14 protein-coding genes and 1 pseudogene are annotated in these 17815 nt (G+C 63.9%); 3 read left to right on the top strand and 12 right to left on the bottom strand.

Translation table 11 applies throughout. The features are described from left to right. Positions 1–149: 149 nt before the first annotated feature. Positions 150–1379, bottom strand: coding sequence for an imidazolonepropionase (hutI, locus tag FQP90_RS16065; RefSeq protein ID WP_144652083.1), 1230 nt, complete (start codon positions 1377–1379; stop codon positions 150–152). An 11-nt stretch (positions 1380–1390) separates the two neighbouring features. Then, positions 1391–2488, bottom strand: a complete 1098-nt coding sequence (locus tag FQP90_RS16060; RefSeq protein WP_144652082.1) for an NAD(P)/FAD-dependent oxidoreductase — start codon at positions 2486–2488, stop codon at positions 1391–1393. A 175-nt stretch (positions 2489–2663) separates the two neighbouring features. On the opposite strand from FQP90_RS16060, the pseudogene FQP90_RS16055 reads away from it, so the two are divergent. Continuing rightward, positions 2664–3381, top strand: a pseudogene (locus FQP90_RS16055) (AAA family ATPase). Between the two features lie 102 nt (positions 3382–3483). On the opposite strand, the gene FQP90_RS16050 reads toward FQP90_RS16055, so the two are convergent. Then, a complete protein-coding gene (locus tag FQP90_RS16050) occupies positions 3484–4677 on the bottom strand; it encodes a glycine C-acetyltransferase (protein ID WP_144652081.1) in 1194 nt (397 codons plus the stop codon). A 46-nt stretch (positions 4678–4723) separates the two neighbouring features. Then, entirely contained in the window at positions 4724–5770 is a 1047-nt protein-coding gene (gene tdh, locus FQP90_RS16045) for an L-threonine 3-dehydrogenase (protein WP_144652080.1), read from the bottom strand. A gap of 107 nt (positions 5771–5877) precedes the next feature. Here tdh and FQP90_RS16040 point away from each other — a divergent pair, with 107 nt between their 5' ends. Next, positions 5878–6795: a LysR family transcriptional regulator gene (locus FQP90_RS16040; RefSeq protein ID WP_144652079.1), complete on the top strand. Its 918-nt coding sequence runs from the start codon at positions 5878–5880 to the stop codon at positions 6793–6795. A 1-nt stretch (position 6796) separates the two neighbouring features. Here the strand turns inward: FQP90_RS16040 and FQP90_RS16035 are convergent, their stop codons facing one another. From FQP90_RS16035 to FQP90_RS16015, 5 genes are all read right to left on the bottom strand, one after another. Continuing rightward, on the bottom strand, positions 6797–7981 hold the full coding sequence (locus FQP90_RS16035; protein WP_244296804.1) for a Gfo/Idh/MocA family protein: 1185 nt from the start codon (positions 7979–7981) through the stop codon (positions 6797–6799). 26 nt (positions 7982–8007) lie between these two features. Next, positions 8008–9060: a LacI family DNA-binding transcriptional regulator gene (locus tag FQP90_RS16030; RefSeq protein WP_144652077.1), complete on the bottom strand. Its 1053-nt coding sequence runs from the start codon at positions 9058–9060 to the stop codon at positions 8008–8010. A gap of 54 nt (positions 9061–9114) precedes the next feature. Continuing rightward, entirely contained in the window at positions 9115–10773 is a 1659-nt protein-coding gene (locus FQP90_RS16025; protein ID WP_144652076.1) for a sugar ABC transporter substrate-binding protein, read from the bottom strand. Between the two features lie 72 nt (positions 10774–10845). Further along, a complete protein-coding gene (locus FQP90_RS16020) occupies positions 10846–11769 on the bottom strand; it encodes a carbohydrate ABC transporter permease (protein WP_090819386.1) in 924 nt (307 codons plus the stop codon). A 33-nt stretch (positions 11770–11802) separates the two neighbouring features. Beyond that, positions 11803–12837, bottom strand: a complete 1035-nt coding sequence (locus FQP90_RS16015; protein WP_144652075.1) for an ABC transporter permease — start codon at positions 12835–12837, stop codon at positions 11803–11805. 198 nt (positions 12838–13035) lie between these two features. On the opposite strand from FQP90_RS16015, the gene FQP90_RS16010 reads away from it, so the two are divergent. After that, positions 13036–14067 carry a formylglycine-generating enzyme family protein gene (locus FQP90_RS16010; protein ID WP_144652074.1) on the top strand — a complete coding sequence of 344 codons (1032 nt, stop codon included), beginning with the start codon at positions 13036–13038 and terminating at the stop codon, positions 14065–14067. Between the two features lies 1 nt (position 14068). Here the strand turns inward: FQP90_RS16010 and FQP90_RS16005 are convergent, their stop codons facing one another. The 3 genes from FQP90_RS16005 to gatA all read right to left on the bottom strand — a co-directional run bounded on the left by FQP90_RS16005 (position 14069) and on the right by gatA (position 17810). Continuing rightward, positions 14069–14626 (bottom strand): hypothetical protein, encoded by a 558-nt coding sequence (locus tag FQP90_RS16005; protein WP_144652073.1) that lies wholly within the window; start codon positions 14624–14626, stop codon positions 14069–14071. 107 nt (positions 14627–14733) lie between these two features. After that, positions 14734–16242 (bottom strand): Asp-tRNA(Asn)/Glu-tRNA(Gln) amidotransferase subunit GatB, encoded by a 1509-nt coding sequence (gene gatB / locus FQP90_RS16000; RefSeq protein ID WP_089594286.1) that lies wholly within the window; start codon positions 16240–16242, stop codon positions 14734–14736. Further along, positions 16242–17810: an Asp-tRNA(Asn)/Glu-tRNA(Gln) amidotransferase subunit GatA gene (gene gatA, locus FQP90_RS15995; protein WP_144652072.1), complete on the bottom strand. Its 1569-nt coding sequence runs from the start codon at positions 17808–17810 to the stop codon at positions 16242–16244. Before gatA ends, gatB begins: the two co-directional genes overlap by 1 nt. Positions 17811–17815 lie beyond the last annotated feature (5 nt).

The raw sequence follows: 17815 nt of genomic DNA, 5'->3' as shown, positions 1-17815 counted from the left end.
TCCACGCCCCAGTAAAGACTCCACACCTCAGTAAAGACTCCACACCTCAGTAAAGACTCCACACCTCAGTAAAGACTCCACACCTCAGTAAAGAAGGGCGGTGTTCCCACCGGAACACCGCCTTTCTCTGTTGTTTGTGCCGCGCCGCCCTAGACCGCGCGTATGCCCGCCCGCCACACCGAGTGCGTCAGCGGGATCCCGGGACGGTAAGCCAGATGCGTTGCCGACGGGGCCTTCAACATGTGCAGGTCAGCCCGATGGCCGACGACGAGCGAACCCACCGCGCGTTCGCCGTCGACGTCGTTCCCGGACTCCCGGCCCAACGCCAAGGCGCCGCCGTACGTCGCCGCGCGGACGGCCTCGTGGACGCTCAAGTGCATCTGGAGAACCGCTGTGGTGACGCAGAAAGCCATGGACGTGGTGTACGACGTTCCAGGGTTGCAGTTGGCCGCCAGCGCGATTTGCACGCCGGCGTCGATCAATTCACGCCCAGGCGCCAAAGGCTGGCGGGTGGAGAGATCGCAAGCCGGAAGGCAGGTAGCAACCGTGCCCCGTGCTCCCTGGCCTGTAGCGGCGTCCCAGCCGGTCCAGGTTTCCGCGAGGGCGGCGATGTCCTTGTCCGAAAGGTAGTTCACGTGGTCCACACTCGCAGCCGCGAACTCCACGGCCAGCGCCACGCCCGGCCCCTCGCCGAGCTGGTTGCCGTGGACCCGCAGGCCGAGACCTGCGTTGCGGGCCGCCGTCAGGACGCGACGGGACTGGTCTTCGGTGAAAGCGCCGCGCTCGCAGAAGACGTCTGCCCAGCGGACGTGCGGGAGGACGGCGTCGAGCATGTCCCCGCACACCAGGTCCGTGTATTCCTCGGGGTCCGAACCGGCGGGTACCAAGTGCGCGCCGAGGTAGGTGACCTCATCCACTTCGGCCGCAGCGATGCGGGCACTGCGCGCTTCGTTCTCAACGTCCAGCCCATAACCGGTCTTGCTCTCCAGGTAGGTGGTGCCCTGGGAGACTGCCTCGGCCACTCGGTCCCGCACCAGGCGGGTGAGCTCGGCATCGCTGACGCTGCGCGTCGCTCCCGTGGTGACTGCGATGCCGCCGGCACTGTAACTTTCGCCGGCCATGCGGGCTTCGAACTCCGCGGTGCGGTCACCGGCAAACACCAGGTGCGAGTGCGAATCAACCCAACCGGGCAAGACGGCGCGGCCTTCGGCGTCGATCTTTTCGTCAGCCGCGGGGGCGTCCTTGCTGGACCCCATCCATGCGATGCGCTCTCCTTCGACCACGATCGCCGCGTCCTTGAGGACTCGGTGTTCCAGGTCCTGGGTCATCAGCTCGCCGATATTGGTGATGAGGGTGGTGGTTGGATTGGTTGCGCTCATGACCCTATTGTTCAGCGCCGGATGGACCAGCGCACGGCTGCGAGCTGCTCCGCTGTCCGGGATTCCGGACTGTCCGCCGTGACGTGGCCGAGGATCAGCGACGCAGCCAGTTCCGCGATGGCTGACGACGTCTGGAATCCATAGCCACCTTGACCGGCCAGCCAAAAGAAGCCCGGCGCTTCAGCGTCGAAGCCCACCACCGGGATGCCGTCAGCAGCTTCGGTTCTCAATCCAGTCCACGCGCGGTCAACAGAACGGATGCCCATGGTTGTCACCTCGTTGAGGTTGCGGATCAGCTTCTCTACATCCCCCGGGTAGGGCTTGGCATCCTCCGCTCCACTCGGAACAGTTTCCGACGGCGAGATCAAAACCTGGTTGCCCTCGGGGCGGAAGTAAAACGAATAGTCAGCGGCACATACCATGGGTGTTTCCGGCGTCAGCGGGTTCTCCACGTTCACGATTGCCGCTGTCCGACGGTACGGTTGCAGGCCCAACTTTTCAACGCCGCTGATAACGGCCAGCTCATCGGCCCACGCACCGGCCGCATTAACCACGACGCCGGACTGGAAACCTTCCGTGCCGGCGCCCACCTGCCAGCCACTCCCCAGCCGCTGGGCCGAGTGCACCTTGGCGCCGGTGATGATGTCCACTCCCGCAGCTTCCGCAGTCTGCCGGTGTTCCTCGAGGAGCAAAGGGGCGTTGCAGCCGAAGGAGCCGTTATCCAGCCCTGCTGCCGTAAAGGATCCTGGGTTGAGGGCCGGGCAGAGACGCATGGCTTCGTCATGGGTAATGGGATGCATGGTGCCGCTGGCCTCGGCATGCACAGTCTCTTCGTCCCCCACCAGCATGAAGCCGCGGGGGGTCAGGATTGGCTCAGCTGCGTCGGCGTCCCTTTCCGCCAGCATTTCCAGTGTCCGAACAGTCAGTTCCTGGACCACGTCCGGACCGTAGCTGGGGATCAACTGCCGCGCCGAGCGGGAGGAAGTATGGAAAGCCAGGGACTGCTCGGCCTCAACGAGCGCGACGCTGCACTTGCCCGCCAGTGCCGCCGCCAACGACAATCCGCCGATACCGCCGCCAACGATTACCACGTCATAATTCGAAGCCATGGCTCCATCCTGTCAGAAGCCGGCCGAACGTGGACAGGCTTCCACCCCGCCCCTTAAACCCACTCCCTCTCTCACATCCCATCCCTTAAACCCACTCCCTCTCTCACATCCCACCGTCGCGAGGTGTGCTGGTCCGGGCAGGGTCAACGTCGGCCGGGGCTGCAACAATGACGGCATGCACCTCAACCATCCGATCCGACGAGTGGCAGAAGGTCCCACCAACGCGCTGGACCGTACCCAATGGCCGGCCAACCTTCCCCCCGTCACGCAACTCCTGGAACACGGCCTGGATCTGACGCCTGCAACCATCCTCGTGGGCGAAAACGGCTCCGGGTAAGTCCACAGTGGTTGAAGCCATCGCCTTGGCCTACGGTTTGTCTCCTGAGGGCGGATCAACAGGGGCCCGGCACACCACAAGGTCCACTGAATCCGAATTGGGCAGCCATCTGCAACTGATCCGCAACGCGGGCAGCAGCCGGCGAGGCTACTTCCTCCGCGCCGAGACGATGCATGGCTTCTTCACCTATTTGGAGAAGAACCCCAGCAGGTACGGCGACCTGCCCTTCCACGACATGTCCCATGGCGAATCGTTCCTTGAACTCGCCGTCGACCGGTTCCGTGGACCCGGGCTATGGGTCTTGGATGAGCCGGAATCGGCCTTGTCCTTCAACGGCTGCCTCAGCCTGCTGTCTGTCCTCAAGGAGTTGCTGGTTGGAGGCAAGTCCCATGTCATCATGTCCACTCACTCGCCACTTCTTGCCGCACTTCCGGGCGCCCAAATACTTGAAGTCGGAGAGTGGGGCCTACGTCCCAGGCAATGGGCCGAACTGGATCTGATCACCAACTGGCGATCATTCCTGGACTCCCCGGAAAGGTACGTTCGGCACCTATAGGCCGATGCTCTCGCTTTCGTGAAGAAAGTGAGAGAGCATCGGCCGGAAACCCGCGGGAAGTGAGAGAGCATCGGCCGGAAACCCGCGGGAAGCGAGAGAGCGTCAGGCGACGGCGGCGCGACTCTTGACGAACGCCTGAACGCACGCTTCGACGTCGTCAGCGCTGTGCGCGGCGGAAAGCTGCACGCGGATCCGGGCCACGCCCTTCGGCACTACGGGGAAGCTGAACGCGGTTACGAAGACGCCGTTGTTGAGCATTTCGTCGGCCACCTTGGCGGCCACCACGGCGTCGCCGAACATGACAGGGATGATGGCGTGTTCGCCATCGAGGAGTTCAAAGCCTTCCTCGCTCATGCGGCGGCGGAACAGCGCAGCGTTCTCGAAGAGACGCGTGCGGAGTTCGCCCGACTCCTGAACCAGCTCGATCGCCTTGATGGTGGCCGCAACGATGGCCGGGGCGAGGGAGTTGGAGAACAGGTACGGGCGGGCTTTTTGGCGCAGCATGGCGACGATTTCGCCGCGGCCGGAAACGTATCCGCCCGAAGCCCCGCCGAGGGCCTTGCCGAAGGTTCCCGTGTAGATGTCGACACGCTCGGAGACACCGGCGTGCTCGGGCGTGCCGGCACCGGTGGGCCCCATGAAACCGACGGCGTGGGAGTCGTCCACCATGACCAAGGCGTCGTGCTTCTCGGCGAGGTCGCAGATGGCCTCCAGCGGTGCAAGGTAGCCGTCCATGGAAAACACGCCATCGGTGACGATGATCTTGCGGCGTGAACCCTGGGCTTCAACGAGCTTGGCTTCAAGGTCTGCCATGTCCTGGTTGGCGTAGCGGAACCGCTTGGCCTTGCTCAGGCGGATGCCGTCGATGATGGACGCATGGTTCAGCGAGTCCGAGATGATGGCGTCCTCGGGGCCGAACAGGGACTCGAAGACACCGCCGTTGGCGTCGAAGCAGCTGGAGAACAGGATGGTGTCCTCCGTGCCGAGGAACTTCGAGACGCGGGCTTCGAGCTCCAGGTGGAGATCCTGCGTGCCGCAGATGAAGCGCACGGAGGCCATGCCGAAGCCGCGCTCGTCCATGGCGGACTTGGCGGCGGCGATGATGTCCGGGTGGTCGGCCAGGCCAAGGTAGTTGTTGGCGCAGAAGTTCAGGACCTTGTTGGCCGGCTGGCCGAGCTGTCCTGCGGCGATGTGGCTTGCCTGCGGGGAATCGATGTGGCGTTCGGTCTTGAAGAGGCCGGCGGTGCGGATCTCGTCCAGTTCGCCCTGCAGTTGGTCTTTGATGGCTGAGTACATGGGTGCTCCTAAGTCTTTGGCGGTCCGGGTGGCGGTTCGGTCCGGTTTACAGTTCGGTCCAGTCCAGGACCACTTTGCCGCCGGTGCCGTTGCGGGCAATCTCGAAGCCCTTTTCCCAGTCAGCTGCGGACAGCTTGTCGGTCACGACGGCGGAAATGCTGCGGTGGAGCACGGGGTTGGAGGACAGCATGGCGCTCATGGCGTACCAGGTCTCGAACATCTCGCGGCCGTAGATGCCCTTGAGCGTGAGCATGTGGGTGACTACCTTGCCCCAATCGATGTCGATGGACTGGCTGGGAAGGCCGAGCATGGCGATGCGTCCGCCGTGGTTCATGTTGTCGATCATCTCAGGCAGTGCCGTGGGGTGTCCCGACATTTCAAGACCGATATCAAAGCCTTCGCGCATCCCGAGTTCCTGCTGTGCCTCGCGGACGCGCATCTTGGAAACGTCGACGGCGAGGTCCACGCCCATCCGGCGGGCGAGTTCCAGCCGGGGCGCGGAGACGTCGGTGATGGCGATCTTGCGTGCACCGGCGTGTCGGGCCACAGCGATGGCCATCAGCCCGATGGGGCCAGCTCCTGTGATGAGAACGTCTTCGCCGACCAGCGGGAAGCTCAGGGCGGTGTGGACGGCGTTGCCAAAGGGGTCGAAGATGGCGCCGAGCTCAGGGGTGACCGATTCATCGTGGTGGACCCAGACGTTCGTCTCCGGGATCACGACGTATTCGGCGAACGCGCCATCGCGCTGCACGCCAACAGAGACAGTGTGGATGCACATCTGGCGGCGTCCGGCCCGGCAGTTGCGGCAGATCCCGCACACCACGTGGCCCTCGCCGGAGACGCGGTCCCCCACTTTGACGTCTCGGACATCCTCGCCGATTTCCACCACTTCACCGTAGAACTCGTGGCCTGCGATCAAAGGCGTTTCGATGATGCTTTGCGCCCAGGCGTCCCAGCTCTGGATGTGGAGATCGGTACCGCAAATGCCTGTGGTCATCACACGGATCTTGACGTCGCTGGCGCCGGCTTCGGGCTCGGGACGGTCAACGAGTTCGAACCCTGCGTGCGGTCTGGATTTGTAGAGAGCCTTCATGGGATTCCTCACTGCTGGGGCTGCTTCACTGCTGCTGAGTCCATTGAAGCCCCGGCAACGATTTAGCACAACTAGATTCTTCTCAATCAACGATTTAGGATTTGCTAATGGAAATTCATCAGCTGCAGATGCTCCGGGAACTCGGCGACCTGGGCAGCGTCAAGGCGGTCGCCGAGACCTTGATGGTGACGCCGTCGGCCGTTTCGCAACAGCTCGCCCTGCTGCAGAAGTCCGTGGATGTGCCCCTGACGCGCAAGGAGGGCCGCTCCCTGGTGCTGACCGACGCGGGTCGCGTGCTGGCCGAGGCGGGTGCCGCCGTCGTGAATGCCATGGCAGATGCTCGGGCAGCGATCGGCGCGTATCACGATGCTCCCGACGCGCCGGTCAGCGTGAGCGCCTTCCACAGTGCCGGGCAGGCGCTGTTCGCGCCGCTGGCAGCGTTGCTGGCGTCCGACGGCGGGAGGTCGCCTCGCCTGCGCCTGTCCGACGAGGATGTGGCCCAGGAGGATTTCCCGGGGTTGGCGGCTCGGTACGACCTGGTGCTGGCGCACCGCATGGACAACAGCCCGCAATGGCCGGAAGACAAGGTTGCGGTGATTCCGCTGGCCGACGAGCCGCTGGACATCGCCTTGCCGGCGGATCACCCGCTCGCAGCCCGCCGCGAACTGGAGCCGTCCGACGTCGTGGATGAACCCTGGGTGACCAGCCGTGACGGCTACTCCCCCGCGGACGTCCTGGCCGCCGTCGTGGCTGTGAGCGGGCGACCGGCGGAAGTGCTGCACCGGATCAACGACTACTCAACGGTTGCCGCACTCGTCTCGGCGGGCGGCGCGATCGGCCTCCTCCCGCGCTTCACGGCGCGCAGGGTGCTGGACGCGGGCGTGGTGCTGCGTCCGCTGTCAGGAGTGAACTCCGTGCGCAAGATCGACATCCTGGCCCGCCCGGAAACGCTGAAACGAAAATCGGTCATGACGGTGTGCGAGTCACTTCACACCGTCATGACCGGGCTTTCCTCACCCCACTAGGTCAGTCGCGAACCAAGGCGGGCTGGCCGGCGTCGAAGTAGGCCACCAGCTCGGCCGGAAGCTCCGGGACCTCTCGCGCTGAGCCGTCGCCGCGCAGCGATTCAGCCGCGAGGATGCCTGCCACTACTGCCTGCCGTGCAGCTATGGGACTGGTCTGCGTTGGGCCGCCCTCCGACGCGAAGCGGAGGAATTCCTCGATCAGGCGCGGGTCGGCGCCGCCGTGGCCGCCTTCGCCGTCCTGGATAGTGATGACCTCGTCCGGCGCCGCATATCCCGACGTCCGACTGGTCCACACATTGATGGTCTCCCCGGGGCCGTCGCCCAGGTTCTCGATCCGGCCCTTGGTGCCGATGACGGTGTAATTCCGCCAGTAGTCCGGCGTGAAGTGGCACTGCTGATAGGAGGCCAGCACACCGTTGTCCAGGACCATGTTCATCATGGAGATGTCCTCGACGTCAATCACCTCAGCCAGGTCCTTCTGCTCGGTTGGCGGCCAATTGTCCAGCGAGAACCAGTCCCCCATGCGCTTGCCCGTGTTATCAGCGCGGTTGGCGACGTCACCATAGACCGCAAGATCGCCGACGGCGGCAACCCGCTTGGTGTAACCACCGGCGAGCCAGTGGATCACGTCGATGTCGTGCGCACCTTTTTGGAGGAGCAGGGAGGTGACATTGGCGCGCTGCGCGTGCCAGTCCTTGAAGTAGTAGTCACCGCCGTGGCCCACGAAGTGGCGGCACCAGACCGCCTTGACCTCACCGATCCGGCCTTCCTCGATGAGTTGGCGCATCTGCACCACCACCGGCATGTGACGCATGTTGTGGCCCACGTACAAGCGCGTGCCGGTTTCGTAGGCGGTCTTCAGGATCTGGTCTGCAGCTTCCACCGTGATGTCGAGCGGCTTTTCGCAGAAGGTGGGGATACCCGCCTTGAGCGTCTGGACCGCGACGGCGGCGTGCTGGTTGTCGGGGGTCAGGACCAGTACGGCGTCGAGGCCGCTGGCGAGCAGTTCCTCGATATTGTCCGTAATCCGGGCCGATGGGATACGTTCGGCGGCGTCGGCCCGGCCGCGTTCACTCAGGTCACAGACGATCGCGACCTCCGAGCCCTGGCCCGGCTTGTGGGCGTGTCTCCACAAACCCGACCGCAGGCCGAATCCCACGATGCCGACCTTCAAATCCTTTTCCATGATGTGCAATTTCCTTCTGCTGATTCTTAGTAAAGTCTGGTTGCGGCGCTGCGGTGGGGCGCCGATTCGCGCACGAACAAGTGCCACGGGAAGTCGAGGACGGTGGGGCCGGTTGCCGAGTCCGGGGTGGACTGGGCGGTTGCCCGCCGCAGGAGCAACCGGGAGAGCTTGTCGAAGAAGTCCACGGGACCCACGGTGCTGAGGGAAGGTGACATCCGCTCACCTTCCACGGTGTTGCCCACACCGATGATGTCCACGTCGGTGCCAACAGCAAGCCCCAGCCGTTGAGCGGCGTTGATGGCACTGACCGCGGCGTAATCCGTGGTGGCATATATGGCGGTGGGCCGGTCCTGCATGCTGAGCAGCCGGGTGGCAGCCGCGTAGGCCCCGGCGCTGGTGCCGTCGAACAGCCCCACGTAATCGTCCCGCTCCGGAATGCCGGCGTTGGCCAAGGCGTCGGAGTAAGCCCGGTAACGAGTCCCACCGGAGGTGCCTGCAGCTGTTGCCGGCGTCAGGCAAGCGACCTGCCGGTGGCCGTGGAGCAGGTGCTCCACGGCCATGCGGCAGCCCGGCCCGGCGATGGAACGGATGACATCGAAGCCCTCCGCTTCCACCTCCTCATCAAAGACCACCAGCGTGGTTCCATGTTCGGCCAACTTGCGCAGCGCGTCCCGCTGCTCAGGCCGGACGGCATCGACGAACACGGCATCTGCGTTGTGTGTACCGAGCACTTTCACCCAGTCGGCGTCGCCGAGGATCATCGGTGTGATCCCCAGCGGGACCGCCGCCCTTTGCACAGCCTCGATGACGGACAGGGACCACGGATCGGACAGCATGGTCAGCGAGAGGATCACTGTGTTGGTGCGTCCCGTCCTGATGGCACGGGCCGCCTGGTTGGGGCGGTAGCCAAGCCGCTCCGCAGCTGCCTTCACCTTCTCCGCCGTCGGATCCGAAACGCCCGGTCCGCCATCGCCCCGCCGCCCCGACAACACGTAGGAAACAGTGGCGGTGGAGACGCCGGCCAGTTCGGCCACCATTCGGATGGTGGGCCGTACTCCGGTGCTGCTCGCTTTTGCCATGATTCCCCCTGCTGGTGATCTTTGTTTGCGCGTCGGTTCGGTGTTGGTTTGAGGCTAGCTCCTGAATACCGGCACGTTGGGGTCCAACGCGGCCTGGTACTCATCGCGCATCTTGTCGCCGCCTTCGCTCTTCCAGCGCTTGACCGCATCCTTGAGCTCGTCGATCTTGGCGCGGCCGGTGATGATATCCACCACCTTGTCCCGCAACTGCTTGGTGATCTTGGCACCCACCTTGGCGTTGGTGTCCGAGTAGGAACCGTTGGTGGGATTGCGCCAGGCGAACTCGAGGAGTTTCTCCTCCTGCTGGCTGACGTAGCGGGTGTCGTCGTCGAAACCGGGGTTGAAGATGACGTTCTCCGGACTGGACATGATGTTCAGCGCCGATACCAGGCCGGGCGCATTGGTGGTACCCGTCTCGGTTCGTGCCGGGTTGCCCGAGGCGTCCACGGTGTAGTCCTGGCCGAGTTCGCCGAAGTTCTTCTGCATGTACTCCACAGTGCCGAAGGGTGCCGACAGGTAGTTGATCAGGGCCAGCAGTTCGCGGATCTTGCCCTCCTCGGCCTTCTTGAACGGGGTGAAACCCACCGTGCCGTAGCCCATGTCGTACACGGGCCTGACCTTGCCGTCGGCGCTGAACGGGATCAGCACATCGAACTGCGCATCCTTGTTCAGGGCACGGTAGCTGCGGATATCGTGCGGACCCACCACTACCTGCGCGGCCACACTGCCGTTGGCCACCCGGGACCGGATGTCAGTGGCCTTGGAGTCCGGGTAGAAGACGCCAGCTGCGAACATCTTGGCGGTGAACTCCACGCCGGCCATGTACTCATCTGTCTCATAAAGGTGCGTGAGGGTGCGGTCCTTGTTGACCGCCCAACTGTTCGGGGCGCCAAACCATTCGGTGACCATGTGGAGGGCGTTGATGTAGGCCGGCTCCAGTGCGTACTTCTGGTCGCCCGGGCGGGTCAGTTCCTTGGCCTTCTCCAGGAATTCGTCAGCGCTGCCGGCCTCAAAGCCCCCTACCTGAGCCCAGACATCGTGGTTGCCCACGTACACCTGGCCGAATGGCGTGCTGGGGATGGGAGCTCCCCAGATCTTGCCGTTCACGACGGCGGTCTTCCAGGAATCGGGCTTCAGCGCGGCCAAGTTGGGGTACTCAAGGACGGCGTCACCGGAGAGGTACGGCGTCAGGTCCTGGAACTTGGCTTCAAGCATGGGGCCGACGTTGGGAATGCCCTGGTTCGGCGGAACCCACATCATGTCCGGGAGGTCGTTGCTTGCCAGGACGGTAGCAAACTTCGCAGGGTAGCCGTCTCCGATGTCTTCGGCGATCTGCAGTTCCAGGTCTCCGCCGAGCTTGGCGTTGAGCCGCTGCCAGAAAGGATTGTCCTTCAGGCCCGGGCTCATGGTGTCGAAGGTTTCGGTCAGGCCCGTGACTTTGCCCTTGAGCGGTGGCGTCTTCACGGACTGCACAGCGGTGGGCAGCTTGAAGTAGCCGGCCTGGAGGCCCTTGGCGTTGCCCGCGATGTCCGGGGTAACGCCGGTGAATTCCTTGTACGTGGGCAGTTTGACCGAAGCAGAGGCAGCGGCGCCTCCGTTACTTGCGGCTCCGCCACCACCGCAGGCGGACAGGCCGGCGGCGGTCACGGCCAAGCCTGCGAGGCCAAGGAAACCGCGGCGGCTGAATCCAGCCTGTGAGGTAGTGCTCGTCATGGCATAACCCTTTCTGGTTACTTGCTTCATGGGGTGTGGGGTTTCAGTTCTTTTCGGGGTCCGCGGGTGCGGCTAGCCCTTGACGGCGCCGGTGATGACGCCCTTGGCAAAGTGCTTCTGGAGGAATGGGTAGACCATCAGGATGGGGACCAGGGCTACCACGACCACGGCCATCTGAATGGACTGGGGCGGTGGAGTGGTGGTGATTCCGAGCTGGTCTGCCGCGCCGCTGCCCTGGACCACGAAGTTGCGGAGCAACAGCTGGATGGGCCATTTGCTGTGGTCGTTGATGTAGAGGAGGGCGTTGAAGAACGAGTTCCAGAAGCCCACCGCGTAAAAGAGGCCGACGACGGCGATCACGGCTTTGGAGAGCGGCATCACGATGCGCCACAGGATTTGCCAGTCGTTGGCGCCGTCGATCCTGGCGCTTTCAATCAGTTCACCCGGGATGTTCATGAAGAACGAGCGCATCACCACGAAGTTGAAGGCCCCGAAGATGCCGGGAAGGATCAGCGACCACAGGGAGTCCAGCAGGCCGAGCTGGCGGATCATGAGGAAGGACGGGATGAGGCCGGGTGCGAACAGGAGCGTGAACAAGACTGCCAGGATGACCGGCCGGCCGAAGAGGACCGAGCGGCTGGTGGCGTAGGCCATGGTGATGGTCACGAACAGCGCCAGGATGGTGCCTACTGCGGTGACCAACATGCTCACGCCGAGTGACTGCAGGACCATGGGGCCTTTGAAGATGGTGGCGTAGGCCTCCAGTGTGGGGCGTTCAGGCCACAGGACGAAGCCTCCGGCCTTCACGAGTTGTTCGGTGTCCGCCAGTGAGGTTGAGACCACCAGGAGGATGGGCGTCAGGATGGACAAGCTGAACACGATCAAGACCACTGCTTTGACCGTTTGGTACAGCGCGGAAGGCTTTTCCTTCCACACCGGGCGTTTGGGGTTGTAGCTCAGTTCCCGGGGTTTCTTGGTGAAAAGTGTTGTTGCCATGGGGTTCTCCTTGTGCGGCAGCAGCGCGGGCTTTTAGCGCGCTTGTTTCGCAAAAATTCCGTCTTCGCCGAAGCGGTGGGCAAGTTTGTTCGCGCCGTAGATCAACAGGGCGCTGACCACGCCCTTCGCGAGACCGGCTGCTGCGCCGGAACTCCAGCCGCCTCCCACTACGCCGGTGTAGTAGGTGAAGGTGTCCAGCACTTCCGCGGCCCCGGCGCCCACGGCGTCCCGCTGCAGGATGAACTGTTCGAAGCCGACGGAGAGGATGTCGCCGATGCGCAGGATCAGGAGCAGGACGATCACGGGGCGCAGCCCGGGAAGGGTGATGTGCCACATCCTGCGCCAACGCCCGGCCCCGTCGGCTGCTGCAGCTTCATAGAGCGAGGCATCAATGCTGGCGAGGGCTGCCAGGAAGATGATCATTGCCCAGCCGGCGTCCTTCCAGATCATCTGGACCACCACCATCACCGGGAAGGTCTCCGGATTGGTCATGAACGGAATCGGATCCATGCCCCAGTCCCGGAGCAGGTTGTTGACGAAGCCCGCACCACCCAGCATCTGCTGGAAGAACGCGATCACCAGCACCCAGGACAGGAAGTGCGGCAGGTATGCGATGCTCTGGAAGATCCTGCGGACCCGGGTGCTGATCAGTGAGTCCACAATCAGCGCCAGGACCAAAGGCACCGGGAACAGGAAGACCAACTGCCACGCGGCCAGGTAGAGGGTGTTCCAGAACGCGTGGATGAAGTCCGGGTTGCCGAACAGGTCCACGAAGTTCTGCCAGCCAACCCACAGGCTGTCCCCGATGCCCAGGTAGGGCTGGTAATCCTGGAACGCGATGACGTTGCCCAGGATGGGAATGTAGAAGAAGAGCAGCAGGAAGGCCACACCCGGCACCATCATGAGCAGCATCTGCTTATCGCGGCGCAGACGGGACCGGAAACTTTGCTGCGGGACCTTGTTCCTCTTCCGCTTCCCAGGACCGGATCCCGGGGATTTCCCACCCGCCGGTGCCGGGACTCGGCGAGCTTCGGGCAATGCCGGAGCCTGTTCCGTCGTCGAGTTCATGCTGTCTCCTCAAGTGTTGAGCAAAAACCCAATGTGATTCAGGCCACGCTCGTTAACCGTTTAACAAACCATAAGTGATGGCCATCTCTTTTTGCAAGATCATGATCGAAACTGCTCGCAGAAATCAGCTTTCATCATTTCAGCCGGTGATCTGCACGGTAGAATTGGGCACTGGACATCATCGGAAGGAGGGTTGCTATGGCTGGATGCTGTAGTCCAGGCGCAGGCGCCGAGGACCATTCGCTGCCACGGCTGCCCCTCCCCCTGGCCGAGGTGGAACGGCGCGCGGACGCGACCACCGCCGTCGAGGTTTCCTTGGGCGGGACGCCGTCGGCGGAACGTTCAGTCCGCGCGGCCCAGCCCAACGACGTCCAGGTTCCGGGTGGAGTCTTCACCATGGGCGACCCCTTCGATGAAGGCTACGACGCCGACGGCGAGTCGCCAGTGCACCAAGTAAGGGTTTCCCCCTTCCGGATCAGTGCCACCACCGTGACCAACCAGGAATTCGCGGAGTTCATCGACGCCACCGGTCACCGCACCGAGTCGGAGGTCTTCGGGACGTCGGCGGTGTTCCACCTGGCCGTCACAGCCGATCACAAGGACATCCTCAACCGGGTCAACAACGTCCCGTGGTGGTTGAACGTTCGGGGAGCGGACTGGGCGCACCCTGCGGGACCGCTCTCCCACTGGAGCGACGCAGCAGACCATCCAGTGACGCATGTGTCGCACAACGATGCCCTGGCATACTGCGCATGGGCCGGCCGCCGGCTCCCCACCGAGGCCGAATGGGAGTATGCGGCCCGTGGCGGGCTGTCCGGGCAGCGCTACCCCTGGGGCAATGAACTGCTCAACGACGCCGCCGGCACGGCAGCCCACCATTGCAACATCTGGCAAGGTGACTTCCCGGTACGCAACGACCTCGACGACGGCTACCTCACCACGGCACCCGTCCGTTCCTTCGCTCCCAACGGCTACGGCCTGTACCAGACCAGCGGGAATGTCTGGGAGTGGTGCAGCGACTGGTTCCTGCCCAAGTATTACAAGACGTGCCTCGCGCAAGGCACGGTCGAGGACCCGCAAGGTCCCACCATCGGCCGTGGCAGGGTGATGCGGGGCGGCTCATACCTCTGCCACGATTCCTACTGCAACCGTTACCGCCTGGCCGCGCGGAGCTCCAACACACCGGATTCGGCCAGTGCCAACCTGGGCTTCAGGACTGTGGCACTGTAGCTTACTTGGGCCTGTGGCCCCTGTGCCCGTGGCCGCCCTTGACTCCGGCGGGCAGTTCCCCTGCCACAATCCTTATGGCGGTCACGGTATCGCCGTCTTTCGTGCCGCTGAGGCGCACCGTGTCTCCGGCGGCGAGGTCAACAGCGGCGGCCGAGGGCAGCGTGGGCTTGCCCCTGCCGTTCCTCAGCTCGGACACGTTTGCGGGGACCTTCGCGATGCTGGTTTCCGCAGTGATCGCGTACCGCTGCGTGAAGCCGTCTTCGCTCTTCACGGTTACTTCGGAGCCACTGATCGCGTCGATGGTTCCGGCCTGGGTGACAACGGTCCGGTAGGTCCCGTCCTGCTGCCTCACGACATGTTCGCCATGGATGGCATGCCCGCGGCCTTCCGTGGACTGGGCGTTGGCGGATGCCGATGGTCCGGGCGACGCCGAGGCGCTCGACGGCGACGGGCCGGGTTGGGTGCCTGCCCACACGACGGCGGTCCCTCCCGCGGTCAGTGCGACGGCGATCCCGCCGGCGAGAAGGGCCCTGTGAAGGCCTGGAGTCGTGGTGCCCATGAATCCATTGTGCGCCCGTCCCACAAAAAAGTAGCTCGCAGTTGTGGTTGTTCTGAGCTCTCAAAACAACCACAACTGCGAGCTACTTGGGCTTGGACCCGGAGTCCTTAGCCTTCTACGCCGAGCTTCTCCAGGATCAGTTCGCGGACGCGGCCGGCATCTGCCTGGCCACGGGTAGCCTTCATGACACCGCCAACAATCGCGCCAATGGCCTGGACCTTGCCGCCACGGATCTTCTCCGCGACATCCGGCTGTGCGGCCAGTGCGGCGTCGATGGCTTCCAGGAGCGGACCGTCGTCGGACACGACCGCGAGGCCGCGCTTCTCGACGATTTCCGCGGGGGTACCTTCGCCGGCGAGGACGCCGTCCAGGACCTGTGTGGCCATCTTGTTGTTGATCTTGCCGTCTTCGACGAGCTTGTTCAGCTCAACGATCACCTGCGGTGTGACACCAAGCTCGGAAGGATCGACGTCAGCTACCTTGGCGCGACCGACGATCTCGCCCATCCACCACTTACGGGCGACATCGGCGGACGCACCTGCTGCGATGGTCTCCTCGATGGAATCCATGACACCGGCGTTAACGACGTCGCGGAATTCCAGGTCCGAGTAGCCCCAGGCTTCCTTGAGGCGCTTGCGGCGCTCTGCCGGCGGCTCTGGAAGGGTCGCGCGGAGTTCCTCCACCCACTCACGGGAGGCGACGACGGGAACCAGGTCCGGCTCCGGGAAGTAGCGGTAATCGTCGGCGTCGGACTTGGGGCGACCCGACGTCGTCGAACGAGTGTCCTCGTGCCAGTGGCGCGTCTCCTGGATGACCGGCTCGCCGGAGTCCAGAACGGCGGCGTGGCGCTGGATCTCGTAGCGGACGGCATGTTCGACGGCGCGCAGCGAGTTCACGTTCTTGGTCTCTGAACGGATGCCGAACCGCTCCCGGCCGTGCGGGCGCAAGGAAACGTTGGCGTCGCAACGGACGTTGCCGCGCTCCATCTTGGCATCGGAAACGCCGAGATTCTTCACGATCTCGCGGACAGCCGCGACGTAAGCCTTGGCCAGCTCAGGCGCACGGCTCCCGGCCCCCTCGATCGGCTTGGTGACGATCTCAACCAGCGGAACACCCGAACGGTTGTAGTCCACCAGCGAGTAGTCGGCGCCTTGGATTCGGCCTGCAGCGCCGCCCATGTGGGTCAGCTTGCCGGCGTCCTCTTCCATGTGGGCGCGTTCGATCTCCACGCGGAACACCGTGCCATCCTCCAGCTCGATGTCGAGGTAACCGTCGTAGGCGATCGGCTCGTCGTACTGCGAGGTCTGGAAGTTCTTGGGGGTGTCCGGGTAGAAGTAGTTCTTCCGGGCAAAACGGCAGGATTCGGCGATCTTGCAGTTCAGGGCAAGGCCGATCTTGATGGACGACTCCACAGCCGTCTTGTTCACCACGGGCAGGACGCCCGGCATGCCAAGGTCAACCTCGTTGACGTTGGTGTTCGGCTCATCACCGAAGACGTTCGGCGCGGAGGAGAACATCTTGGTCTTGGTGTTGAGCTCCACGTGGACCTCGAACCCCAGGACGGGATCGTACTTCTCCATGGCCTCTTCGAAGCTCAGGGTTGCGTCGACGGACATTAGTTGGAACCTCCGGCGGTGGTGGATGCTGCGTCAAGGACAGCATTTTTCAGATCCGGCGCCTGCGCGAGCATGGGGCCGCCCCACTTCTCTTCAAGGATGGATTCGAGTACGGCACCCACGCGGTACAGGCGGGCATCCTCGCGGGCCGGAGCCAGCAACTGGATACCAACGGGCAGGCCGTCTTCGTCAGCAAGGCCACCCGGAAGGGAAAGGCCAGGGATACCGGCAAGGTTTGCGGGAATCGTGGCGACGTCGTTCAGGTACATGGCCAGGGGATCGTCCAGCTTCTCCCCCAGCTTGAACGCCGTGGTTGGCGCCGTCGGGGAGATCAGGACATCGGCCTTCGCAAACGCGGCGTCGAAGTCACGCTGGATCAGCGTGCGGACCTTCTGAGCGGAGCCGTAGTAAGCGTCGTAGTAACCGGCGCTCAGTGCGTAGGTGCCCAGGATGATGCGGCGCTTGACCTCGTCGCCGAAGCCGGCAGCACGGGTGGCACCCATGACGCGTTCAATGGTCATGGGACCATCCTTGGGCAGCACGCGCATACCGAAGCGGACGCCATCGAACTTGGCCAGGTTGCTGGAGACCTCGGACGGCATGATCAGGTAGTAAGCCCCCAGGGCGTACTTCAGGTTGGGGCAGGAAACCTCGACAATTTCCGCACCGGCATCCTTCAGCAACTGGAGGGACTCGTTGAAACGGTTCTCGACACCGCCTTGGTAGCCCTCGCCGTGCAGTTCCTTGATGATGCCGATCTTCATGCCGGCTACGTTGCCCACGCGGGCAGCAGCAACCAAGTTGTTGAACGGGTCAGTCAGGGACGTGGAATCAAAGGGATCGTGTCCACCGATGACTTCCTGCAGCAAGGCGGAGTCCAGCACGGTGCGGGACACCGGGCCGATCTGGTCCAAAGACGACGCCATGGCAATGGCGCCGTAACGGGACACGGCACCGTACGTCGGCTTCATGCCAACAGTTCCGGTGACGGCACCGGGCTGGCGGATGGATCCACCAGTGTCCGTCCCGAGGGCCAGCGGAGCTTCAAAAGCGGCGACGGCGGCAGCGGAGCCACCGCCCGAACCGCCGGGAATGCGGTCCAGGTCCCATGGGTTGCGGGTGGGGCCGTAGGCCGAGTGCTCCGTGGAGGAACCCATGGCGAATTCGTCCAGGTTGGTCTTGCCCAGGATAGGCATCTTGGCCGCGCGAAGCTTCTTCACCACGGTGGCGTCATACGGGCTGTGCCAGCCCTCGAGGATCTTTGAACCAGCGGTCGTCGGCTGGCCGATGGTGACGATGAGGTCCTTGACCGCGATCGGCACACCCGCAAGGGCGTGCAGTTCCTCGGCAGCAGCACCGCCGGCGGCGCGAGCAGCATCAACTTCCGCGGCAACGGCCAAAGCCTCTTCGCTGTTAACGTGCAGGAACGCATTAACCTGACCGTCGACGTCGGCAATGCGGTCAAGGTGCGCCTGCGTCACCTCGACCGCGGAAACTTCGCGGGCAGCCAGCTTGGCAGCAAGATCGGCAGCGGAGTGGCGGATGAGTTCGTTCTTCAGTTCAGTCATGGTGA

Source organism: Paenarthrobacter nitroguajacolicus, assembly GCF_007786235.1.
GTDB lineage: Bacteria > Actinomycetota > Actinomycetes > Actinomycetales > Micrococcaceae > Arthrobacter > Arthrobacter nitroguajacolicus_A.
This window is presented reverse-complemented; position numbering and strand designations above follow the sequence as displayed.

Coding starts and splice junctions, on each gene's coding strand:
- FQP90_RS16060 (WP_144652082.1), bottom strand. CDS start 2,488: ATGGCTTCGAATTATGACGTGGTAATCGTTGGCGGCGGTATCGGCGGA.
- FQP90_RS16010 (WP_144652074.1), top strand. CDS start 13,036: ATGGCTGGATGCTGTAGTCCAGGCGCAGGCGCCGAGGACCATTCGCTG.
- FQP90_RS16030 (WP_144652077.1), bottom strand. CDS start 9,060: ATGGCAAAAGCGAGCAGCACCGGAGTACGGCCCACCATCCGAATGGTG.
- hutI (WP_144652083.1), bottom strand. CDS start 1,379: ATGAGCGCAACCAATCCAACCACCACCCTCATCACCAATATCGGCGAG.
- FQP90_RS16015 (WP_144652075.1), bottom strand. CDS start 12,837: ATGAACTCGACGACGGAACAGGCTCCGGCATTGCCCGAAGCTCGCCGA.
- FQP90_RS16050 (WP_144652081.1), bottom strand. CDS start 4,677: ATGTACTCAGCCATCAAAGACCAACTGCAGGGCGAACTGGACGAGATC.
- tdh (WP_144652080.1), bottom strand. CDS start 5,770: ATGAAGGCTCTCTACAAATCCAGACCGCACGCAGGGTTCGAACTCGTT.
- FQP90_RS16040 (WP_144652079.1), top strand. CDS start 5,878: ATGGAAATTCATCAGCTGCAGATGCTCCGGGAACTCGGCGACCTGGGC.
- FQP90_RS16005 (WP_144652073.1), bottom strand. CDS start 14,626: ATGGGCACCACGACTCCAGGCCTTCACAGGGCCCTTCTCGCCGGCGGG.
- gatA (WP_144652072.1), bottom strand. CDS start 17,810: ATGACTGAACTGAAGAACGAACTCATCCGCCACTCCGCTGCCGATCTT.
- FQP90_RS16035 (WP_244296804.1), bottom strand. CDS start 7,981: ATGGAAAAGGATTTGAAGGTCGGCATCGTGGGATTCGGCCTGCGGTCG.
- FQP90_RS16025 (WP_144652076.1), bottom strand. CDS start 10,773: ATGACGAGCACTACCTCACAGGCTGGATTCAGCCGCCGCGGTTTCCTT.
- FQP90_RS16020 (WP_090819386.1), bottom strand. CDS start 11,769: ATGGCAACAACACTTTTCACCAAGAAACCCCGGGAACTGAGCTACAAC.
- gatB (WP_089594286.1), bottom strand. CDS start 16,242: ATGTCCGTCGACGCAACCCTGAGCTTCGAAGAGGCCATGGAGAAGTAC.